The organism is Peribacillus sp. NPDC058002, assembly GCF_042886655.1.
GTDB lineage: Bacteria > Bacillota > Bacilli > Bacillales > DSM-1321 > Peribacillus > Peribacillus aracenensis.
In genome coordinates this window covers 1-9,324 of sequence record NZ_JBHVQU010000144.1, presented here as the reverse complement: position 1 = coordinate 9,324, position 9,324 = coordinate 1, and the positions used below count along the sequence as shown (strand labels likewise).

Here is a 9,324-nt window from a genome sequence, read left to right as displayed (position 1 = left end):
GATATGCTGGGGGGTTTAAATGTTATCCTTCGCAATCCTTAAATTGAAAAATAGGGGAAATTTAATAGTACAGTTGTAAAGTGAAAACTAATACAGAGAAGAAGTATGAGTATTGGAAATTCTATTAAATCGAAATTATAAGGAACTCCAAGTGATTGACTTGATGTTAATTCATCTTGTAAACTTAATCTATAAAAATTCTTGTATCATTTTCCTTGATTTTTTTTATGGTACAGAATAAGATTGAGACATATTAAGCATATCCACGTTTGGGGATTGGTCTTAAGGGAAAAATAAAAGAATGAATGGTTGAAGAAACTAAAAAGCAAACTATTTTTGCTTTATAGAATAATAATAGCAAACCTTTTTAATGAAAGGATGAGGTGCCAAATGGCTCAAAAAACTAAACAAGCTAAAATTAATGTTCAGGATCAGCTTAAGAAAGTAGAAGAACAATTTGAAACTTTTCAAATTTTAAATGAAGAGGGAGAAGTCGTTAATGAAGCGGCAATGCCTGATTTAAGTGATGAACAATTGCAAGAATTAATGCGTCGTATGGTATATACACGAATCTTGGATCAACGTTCTATATCACTGAACCGCCAAGGCAGATTAGGTTTCTATGCACCGACTGCCGGTCAAGAAGCATCTCAAATCGCTTCCCAGTATGCTTTGGAAAAAGAAGATTTCATTCTGCCTGGCTACCGTGATGTTCCGCAAATCGTTTGGCATGGCCTTCCGCTTTGGCAAGCATTCTTGTTCTCCCGGGGACATTTTAAGGGAAATCAAATTCCTGAAGACGTCAATGTAATTTCCCCTCAAATCATTATCGGCGCTCAATATATTCAAGCTGCAGGTGTTGCTCTTGGGTTGAAGAAACGCGGAAAAAAAGCTGTAGCCATCACATATACGGGTGACGGCGGAACCTCACAAGGTGACTTCTATGAGGGAATTAACTTTGCAGGTGCATTTAAAGCGCCGGCTATCTTCATCGTGCAAAATAACCGTTTCGCAATCTCGACTCCGGTTGATTTGCAATCAGCAGCGAAAACATTAGCCCAGAAGGGTGTGGCTGCAGGTATCCCAGGCATCCAAGTTGATGGTATGGATGCGTTGGCCGTTTATACAGCCGTTAAAGAAGCGCGTGAACGTGCAATTAATGGTGAAGGCCCTACATTGATTGAAACATTAACTTACCGTTATGGTCCGCATACGATGGCTGGGGATGACCCGACACGTTACCGTACTTCCGAAATGGATAACGAGTGGGAACTGAAAGATCCATTGGTTCGTTTCCGCAAGTTCTTGGAAAACAAAAAACTTTGGAATGAAGAATTAGAGAACGAAACGATAGAAAAAGCAAAAGACGATATTAAAGAAGCGATCAAATTGGCAGATGCAGAACCTAAGCAAAAGGTTACAGACCTTATTGAAAACATGTATGAAGAAATGCCTTATAACTTAAAAGAACAATATGAAATTTATAAAGAGAAGGAGTCGAAGTAAGCCATGGCTCAATTGACGATGATTCAAGCAATTACAGAAGCATTACGTACAGAACTTAAGAATGACGAGAATGTACTCGTTTTTGGGGAAGATGTTGGTGTTAATGGAGGAGTTTTCCGTGCAACGGAAAATCTTCAAAAAGAATTCGGTGAAGATCGTGTATTCGATACACCTCTTGCTGAATCTGGAATCGGTGGATTAGCGGTCGGTCTTTCTTTACAAGGTTTCCGTCCTGTTCCTGAAATTCAATTCTTCGGGTTTGTATATGAAGTAATGGATTCCGTAAGCGGTCAGCTTGCTCGTATGCGCTACCGTTCAGGCGGACGTTACAGTGCACCGGTTACAATTCGCTCACCTTTTGGAGGCGGAGTGCATACTCCGGAAATGCACGCTGATAGCTTGGAAGGTTTAATGGCCCAGCAACCAGGGTTAAAGGTAGTTATCCCTTCCACTCCTTACGATGCAAAAGGCTTATTGATTTCAGCTATTCGTGATAATGACCCTGTCATTTTCCTTGAGCACATGAAATTGTACCGCTCTTTCCGTCAGGAAGTGCCTGAAGAAGAGTATACAATTCCATTGGGAAAAGCCGATGTTAAAAGAGAAGGAACGGATTTATCCATTATTACGTATGGTGCAATGGTACAGGAATCCATCAAGGCAGCTGAGGAATTGGCTAAGGAAGGTCATTCCGTCGAAGTGGTCGACTTACGGACTGTTTCTCCATTGGATATCGATACGATCATTGCTTCTGTAGAAAAAACTGGACGCGCTATCGTTGTTCAAGAAGCACAAAAGCAAGCTGGTATTGCAGCGAATGTCGTAGCGGAAATTAACGAACGTGCCATTTTGAGCTTGGATGCTCCGGTACTGCGGGTGGCGGCTGCTGATACGGTATTCCCGTTTTCACAAGCTGAAACAGTATGGCTCCCTAATTATAAAGACATTATTGAAACGGCGACTAAAGTCTTGAAGTTTTAACATCTTGAGTAATGGAATGAATGTCCTGCTTGGGAAAGTAATATCGCATTAACGTTAATGCAAGATAAAGGACTTTATTCAAAGCACTAAGTATGATTTAATATAGGAGGTTGAACTCAGTGGCATTCCAATTTAGACTCCCTGATATCGGAGAAGGTATACACGAAGGTGAAATAGTGAAATGGTTTGTAAAACCAGGAGATAAGATTCAAGAAGATGACGTGCTTTGCGAGGTTCAGAACGATAAGGCCGTTGTTGAAATCCCATCACCGGTGGAAGGTACCGTGGAAGAAATCCTTGTTCAAGAAGGAACGGTTGCCGTTGTTGGCGATGTACTTGTAACATTCGATGCTCCAGGTTATGAAAATCTTCAGTTTAAAGGGGACCATGGAGAAGAAGCGAAGGCAGAAGGTGAGAAGAATACGGAGGCCCAGGTTCAAGCAACTGCTGAAGCTGGACAGGAAGTCAAGAAAGAGGCTGCTCCGGTTCAAGAAAATAATGGTGTAACGGGCGCGGGAGCACAACCACAAGTTGATGCAGATCCTTCACGACGTATCATCGCCATGCCTTCTGTTAGGAAATATGCGCGCGAACAAGGGGTAAATATTCGTGAGATTTCTGGTTCTGGAGATAATGGCCGCATCATGAAAGATGACATAGATGCTTTCAAAAACGGCAAAACTGCTCCACAGCAACCTGAAGCTCAAAGTGAAGCTTCACAACAAAATGATACGGAAACAACCGAAAAACAAAAAGTTACAATTCCAGAAGGGCAATATCCTGAAACTCGCGAAAAAATGAGCGGCATGAGAAAAGCGATCGCCAAAGCCATGGTGAAATCCAAACAGACAGCTCCCCATGTTACATTAATGGATGAAGTCGATGTGACGCTATTGGTTGCTCACCGTAAGAAATTCAAGGAAATTGCTGCACAAAAAGGAATCAAGCTTACATTCCTACCTTATGTTGTTAAAGCGTTAACAAGTGCATTGCGTGAATTCCCTATGCTTAACACATCATTTGATGATGAGGCTAGTGAGATTATCCATAAACACTATTACAATATCGGAATTGCGGCAGACACAGACAAAGGACTGCTCGTTCCGGTTGTAAAAGATGCAGATCGTAAATCAACTTTTGCTATTTCACAAGAAATTAATGAATTAGCGACGAAAGCCCGTGACGGCAAATTGGCTCCTAACGAAATGAAAGGTGCTTCTTGCTCCATTACGAATATCGGTTCCGCAGGCGGTCAATGGTTCACACCTGTAATCAATCATCCAGAAGTTGCCATTCTAGGGATTGGACGCATTGCCGAAAAAGCAATTGTACGCGACGGGGAAATTATCGCCGCTCCAGTTCTGGCATTATCACTGAGCTTTGATCACCGCATGATTGATGGAGCTACAGCTCAACATGCATTGAATCATATCAAAAAGTTATTGAACGACCCAGAATTATTGTTAATGGAGGCGTAAACAATGGTAGTAGGAGATTTTCCAATCGAAACAGATACTTTAGTGATCGGTTCAGGCCCAGGGGGATATGTTGCCGCAATTCGCGCAGCACAGCTTGGGCAGAAAGTAACGGTCGTTGAAAAAGGAACAATCGGCGGAGTTTGTTTGAATGTAGGCTGTATCCCATCAAAAGCTTTAATTTCGGCTGGACACCGTTTCCATGATGCTCAGCATTCAGAAGATATGGGTATCTTTGCAGAAAAAGTTTCTGTTGATTTTTCTAAAGTACAAGCTTGGAAAGGTTCTGTTGTTAAAAAATTAACAGGCGGTGTAAGCAGCCTATTAAAAGGTAATAACGTTGATGTTGTAACTGGTGAAGCTTATTTCGTTGATGAAAACAGCATCCGTGTTATGAATGAAGACTCAGCCCAAACATATACATTTAAAAACGCAATCATCGCCACTGGTTCATCGCCAATCGAGATTCCGTCATTTAAATATACGAAACGTGTACTTAATTCCACTGGTGCTCTTGCTTTGGAAGAAGTTCCAGGTTCGATCGTAGTAATCGGCGGAGGTTACATTGGTACTGAGCTTGGCGGAGCATTCGCAAGCTTCGGCACTAAAGTGACCATCCTTGAGGGTACTGAAGAAATCCTTTCTGCAGGCTTTGAAAAACAAATGGCAGCACTTGTTAAGCGTAACCTTAAAAACAAGGGTGCTGAAATTGTCACTAAAGCAAATGCAAAAGGTGTGGAAGAAACTGAAACAGGTGTAACCGTTACTTATGAAGTAAAAGGCGAAGAGAAAAAAGTTGAAGCCGATTACGTATTAGTAACAGTTGGACGTCGTCCAAATACGGCAGAAATCGGCCTGGAGCAAGTCGGAATCAAAATGACTGACCGTGGTTTGATTGAAACGGATAAACAATGCCGTACAAGCGTGAAAAACATTTACGCAATCGGTGATATCGTTTCTGGACCTCAGTTGGCTCATAAAGCTTCTTATGAAGGTAAAATTGCTGCTGAAGCCATTGCAGGACATACATCTGAAATCGACTATCTTGCTATTCCGGCTGTTGTATTCTCTGAACCGGAACTTGCTTCTGTCGGTTATAATGAAAAAGAAGCGAAGGAAGCTGGAATCGAAGCGCTTGCTTCTAAATTCCCGTTCGCTGCAAATGGACGTGCTCTTTCTTTAAATAATACGGACGGATTTGTGAAGCTTATCACTCGCAAAGAAGACGGATTGGTTATAGGAGCACAAATTGCAGGACCAAACGCTTCTGATATGATTGCAGAACTTGGTCTGGCTATCGAAGCAGGAATGACTGCCGAAGATATCGCAATGACAATCCATGCACATCCAACTTTAGGGGAAATTACAATGGAAGCTGCTGAAGTTGCCCTTGGAACTCCTATTCACATCATCAAGTAATCGATTTTTATAAAAAAGCGTACTGCCCCATGCAGTACGCTTTTTTTTGTTTGGCAGATATCCGAATATGAAGGATGACTCCCCATTCATCATTTTCTTCACGCTAGTTAAATGAAAAGGGCTAAAAGGGCATAAGCTATAAAAAGGACTTCTTACTTTTTCTCCTTGAAAGGTTTTGAGAAAGGTAATAAAGGATAAAAAATAAGATGAGCGATGTTAATTGAATATTTTTTGCCAATAAAGAGATCATGGCTGATATATTCATATTAAAATGGGGTGGATCACTTGAAAAATTATCTGGTAATCCTCTTTCAACTAATCGTTTGGAGTGGGTATACCTTAGTTGAATGGCTGTCTGTTAACGATCGATTCGTTTTCAAAGTATTCATGTTTCTGGTCTTTTCCTATCTAGCCATTTACATTGGCAAAATGATTTTAAAATCCAATAGGCGAACAATGCTAGTTACCGTGATAAGTCTATTATGCTACGGTATTTTGCAAATCCTTTTGGAAACGCTAGTACCCCTTTATTAAAATTTAAGCAAGCCGCTATGACACAAGAAACCACGGAGGAATCATGATTAACAAAGGAGTAGCATTATTTACATTAGTATCATTTTTATTGATGGCATGTAATGGACCGAGTTCCGGTCCAACAGAAAATGAAAATCAAAAAAGTGTGGAAACGACAACAACGGTCCAAGATGAAAGCCAGCAAGAGAAAGACCCGGAAAACGAAACGTCAAAAACGATTGACGCTGGAAATGTAAAGGCAGAATATCAGGTGGACGAAAATAATTGGTCATTTAAACCAATTGGGGATTCAAATCCGAAAGTTGTACTGTTAACATTTGATGATGCACCTGATAAATATTCTCTGAAAATCGCCCAGACCCTGAAGCGCCTTGAAGTACCTGCTATTTTTTTCGTGAACGGTCACTTTCTTGAAAATGATGAAAATAAGGCGATGCTAAAAGAAATTCATGAAATGGGTTTTTCTATCGGTAATCATACTTATTCCCATGTGAATTTAAAACAGTTGACCGAAAAAGAACAAGAGCGGGAAATCGTAAAATTGAACAATATGGTAGAAGGCATTACAGGGGTAAGCCCGAAGTACTTTAGGGCGCCATTTGGATCGAATACCGAGCATTCAAAAAAAGTCGCTGAGAAAGAAAAAATGTTGGTCATGAATTGGACATATGGATATGACTGGGAAAAAGAATATCAGGATAAAACAGCGTTAACGGAAATCATGTTGAACAGCCCTTATTTAGGAAATGGTGCGAACTTACTGATGCATGACCGGAAATGGACGAGTGAAGCCATCGAGGATATCGTGAAAGGTTTTCAAAAGGAAGGTTATGAGATCCTTGATCCAAAGTTAATTGAAACGCCTGCATGAGGCAATTCCGGCTTCTGCAGGTTTTTTTATTTCCTTGGATAATAATACATCACCCGTTTATTGAAGAGATGTAGCTGCGCCCGTAATTTCTTTGCAAGGAACTTGCACAGTTCATTAGCTTTCCCCTTATCACCGAAAGTTGCTGTTTCAGGGAGGGTGAACTGGATATAGGATTGAATCCGCTCTGATCCATCTTCATCCTTAACGACTTCTTGGTCAACGCCTATTAATATCATGTGATATCGATCTTCTTTGGATTGGAGGTATATGGCCTTATCTTTCATCTTTTCTGGTTCTTTCATTTCATAAGGAAATGCTTTCTTATCATAGTCCCAATCCAGTTGCTTTCCGGTTTTCGCTGTGATCATTTGATAATAGTTCAGCAATTCTTTCACGTCTTCGATGGTTACAGTCCCTTTCACGGACTCAGGAACGAGTTTGATATAGGCATTTTCAGTCATGTGGATCCCCCTTAGATCGATAGGATATAAGAATATATTAACATTTTATGGATGTATTATATACATATCTATATGTAAATTAAAAGGCGAAATTCCTTTTTCACCTTGCTATGCAAAAGTAAGGGGTGCGATGAAATGAACTCCAGGGTCCAAAAAGGAATCACTCTAACGAACGATTAGAGTCAATTTATTCCAACATGAGTGTTCATTAAATGGGAAAAAAGCATATATGTTATACTTTTTAACTTGAAATAATAAATGTGTTATATTATAATTCAGATAAAGCGGTTACATTACGTTATTGATGCATACAATATAGAGGAAGGGGTTGTAAAAATGGGAACTATCGTATGTCAAACTTGCAATAGCACGATTGAACATTTTGAAGATGAAAAAGTAAGTGTACTATATACACACAATCACAACTGCCAAAGCTGTGATACAGCTGCCTCTGAAAAATAAATCGAAAAAGGATAATAAGATTAATAGAATTTAAGGGTGTTTCAGGATTGTAACCTGGGGCACCCTTTTTATAGAAGTTAATGAAGCGAAATCTTCAGTTGATCGGGAGTTGCTTGCTCAATAATAAGGGGCAAAAAAACCAGAGCAGCACTTTGCTCTGGTTTGATGGAATCAATCAATTTTTAATGATGCGTAAATATTTTATTTCTGGGTCCTCAGGGCCTTGAACAGGAAGGCCGGCCTCGATGTTTTTCCGGATGTAATTGATATTATCTTCAGTAATCAATTCCCCTGGTATGAAGATCGGAATTCCAGGCGGGTAAACCATGATGAACTCAGCGCTAATTTTGCCGACAGATTCCTCAATGGGAACCACTTCGGTGTCTGCATAAAATGCCTCCCTTGGTGATAAAGCCAGTGGTGGTGTATCAGGAAGCAGGACCTCGATTTTTTCATGTTCAGCCGCCATTTCCTTAAACTCATCCGCCAAGTCTCTAAGGGCAGCAATCAGAAGATCCGCTTCTGTTTTTGAGTCTCCAGGTGTTATCAGGCAAAGGATATTGTACAAGTCAGAAAGTTCCACTTCGATATTATGCTTTTCACGAAGCCATTTCTCAACGTCGTATCCGGTAATATTCAATTCCTTGATGGATATGATTAATTTAGTCGGGTCATAACTAAAGGCTGCCTCACTCTCGAGAATTTCGCTGCCGACACAATAAAGATAAGGAATCTCATTAACAGCCTCACGGATATACCCTGCGAGATTGATCGCTTCATCAATCATTTCCCTCCCTACCGTCGCAAGTTGTCTTCTGGCCGTATCCAGGGAAGCCAGTAGGATATAGGAGGTTGAGGTGGTTGTGAGCATGCTCAATATGGCTTGAACACGATTTGCGGAAACCAAACCGTTCTTAACATTTAATATGGAACTTCCCGTTAGTGAACCGCCCAGTTTATGAACACTCGTTGCAGCCATATCTGCTCCAGCTTGCATGGCTGACATGGGCAAGTCTTCATGGAAGTGTATATGGACACCATGTGCTTCATCCACCAGTACTGGGATTTGGCGGGAATGAGCAACTTCCACTATTTTTTGCAAATCGGCCGAAATGCCGAAATAGGTTGGATTGATGACAAGCAATCCTTTTGCATCGCTATGTTCCTTTAAAGTTTTCTCGACGGCATCGACGGTGATTCCGTGTGAGATGCCCAAATCTTTGTCTATTTCAGGATTGATGAAAATGGGAACAGCTCCGGAAAATACAATGGCAGACATAACGGATTTATGTACATTCCTTGGGACGATGATTTTGTCCCCAGGTCCGCAGACTGTCATGACCATTGTCATGATCGCTCCACTTGTTCCTTGAACGGAAAAGAATGTGTGATCCGCCCCAAAAGCTTCCGCGGCAAGATCCTGAGCTTGTTTAATGATCCCCTTTGGCTGATGGAGATCATCGAGTGGAGCGATATTGATTAAATCTATGGATAATGCATTTTCTCCAATGAAATTACGGAAATCAGCGTCCATTCCTTTCCCTTTTTTATGGCCTGGAATATGAAATTGAACGGGATTTTTTTTTGCATGCTGCAATAAGGCAGTGTATAAGGG

General features: G+C 40.8%; 8 protein-coding genes. 6 read left to right on the top strand and 2 right to left on the bottom strand.

Translation table 11 applies throughout. The features are described from left to right. The first annotated feature begins 390 nt into the window (after window positions 1-390). From pdhA to ACFVSH_RS19125, 5 genes are all read left to right on the top strand, one after another. The gene (gene pdhA, locus ACFVSH_RS19145; RefSeq protein ID WP_192203915.1) at window positions 391-1,506 is read left to right on the top strand and encodes a pyruvate dehydrogenase (acetyl-transferring) E1 component subunit alpha; all 1,116 of its coding nucleotides are present in this window, start codon (window positions 391-393) and stop codon (window positions 1,504-1,506) included. Between the two features lie 3 nt (window positions 1,507-1,509). Further along, the gene (locus ACFVSH_RS19140) at window positions 1,510-2,487 is read left to right on the top strand and encodes an alpha-ketoacid dehydrogenase subunit beta (protein WP_076366780.1); all 978 of its coding nucleotides are present in this window, start codon (window positions 1,510-1,512) and stop codon (window positions 2,485-2,487) included. Window positions 2,488-2,606: 119 nt separating this feature from the next. After that, window positions 2,607-3,965, top strand: a complete 1,359-nt coding sequence (locus tag ACFVSH_RS19135; RefSeq protein ID WP_387707351.1) for a dihydrolipoamide acetyltransferase family protein — start codon at window positions 2,607-2,609, stop codon at window positions 3,963-3,965. Window positions 3,966-3,968: 3 nt separating this feature from the next. Further along, window positions 3,969-5,381 carry a dihydrolipoyl dehydrogenase gene (gene lpdA, locus ACFVSH_RS19130; protein WP_387599636.1) on the top strand — a complete coding sequence of 471 codons (1,413 nt, stop codon included), beginning with the start codon at window positions 3,969-3,971 and terminating at the stop codon, window positions 5,379-5,381. Window positions 5,382-5,958: 577 nt separating this feature from the next. Further along, window positions 5,959-6,786, top strand: a complete 828-nt coding sequence (locus ACFVSH_RS19125; RefSeq protein WP_387707349.1) for a polysaccharide deacetylase family protein — start codon at window positions 5,959-5,961, stop codon at window positions 6,784-6,786. 26 nt (window positions 6,787-6,812) lie between these two features. On the opposite strand, the gene ACFVSH_RS19120 is transcribed toward ACFVSH_RS19125, so the two are convergent. Next, window positions 6,813-7,247, bottom strand: a complete 435-nt coding sequence (locus ACFVSH_RS19120; RefSeq protein ID WP_098371132.1) for a DUF1885 family protein — start codon at window positions 7,245-7,247, stop codon at window positions 6,813-6,815. A gap of 336 nt (window positions 7,248-7,583) precedes the next feature. Here ACFVSH_RS19120 and ACFVSH_RS19115 point away from each other — a divergent pair, with 336 nt between their 5' ends. Next, a complete protein-coding gene (locus tag ACFVSH_RS19115; protein ID WP_072272684.1) occupies window positions 7,584-7,709 on the top strand; it encodes a GapA-binding peptide SR1P in 126 nt (41 codons plus the stop codon). A 175-nt stretch (window positions 7,710-7,884) separates the two neighbouring features. Here ACFVSH_RS19115 and ACFVSH_RS19110 read toward each other — a convergent pair. Continuing rightward, window positions 7,885-9,324: aminotransferase class I/II-fold pyridoxal phosphate-dependent enzyme (locus tag ACFVSH_RS19110; protein WP_387707347.1), on the bottom strand; the 1,440-nt coding region annotated here is incomplete at its 5' end.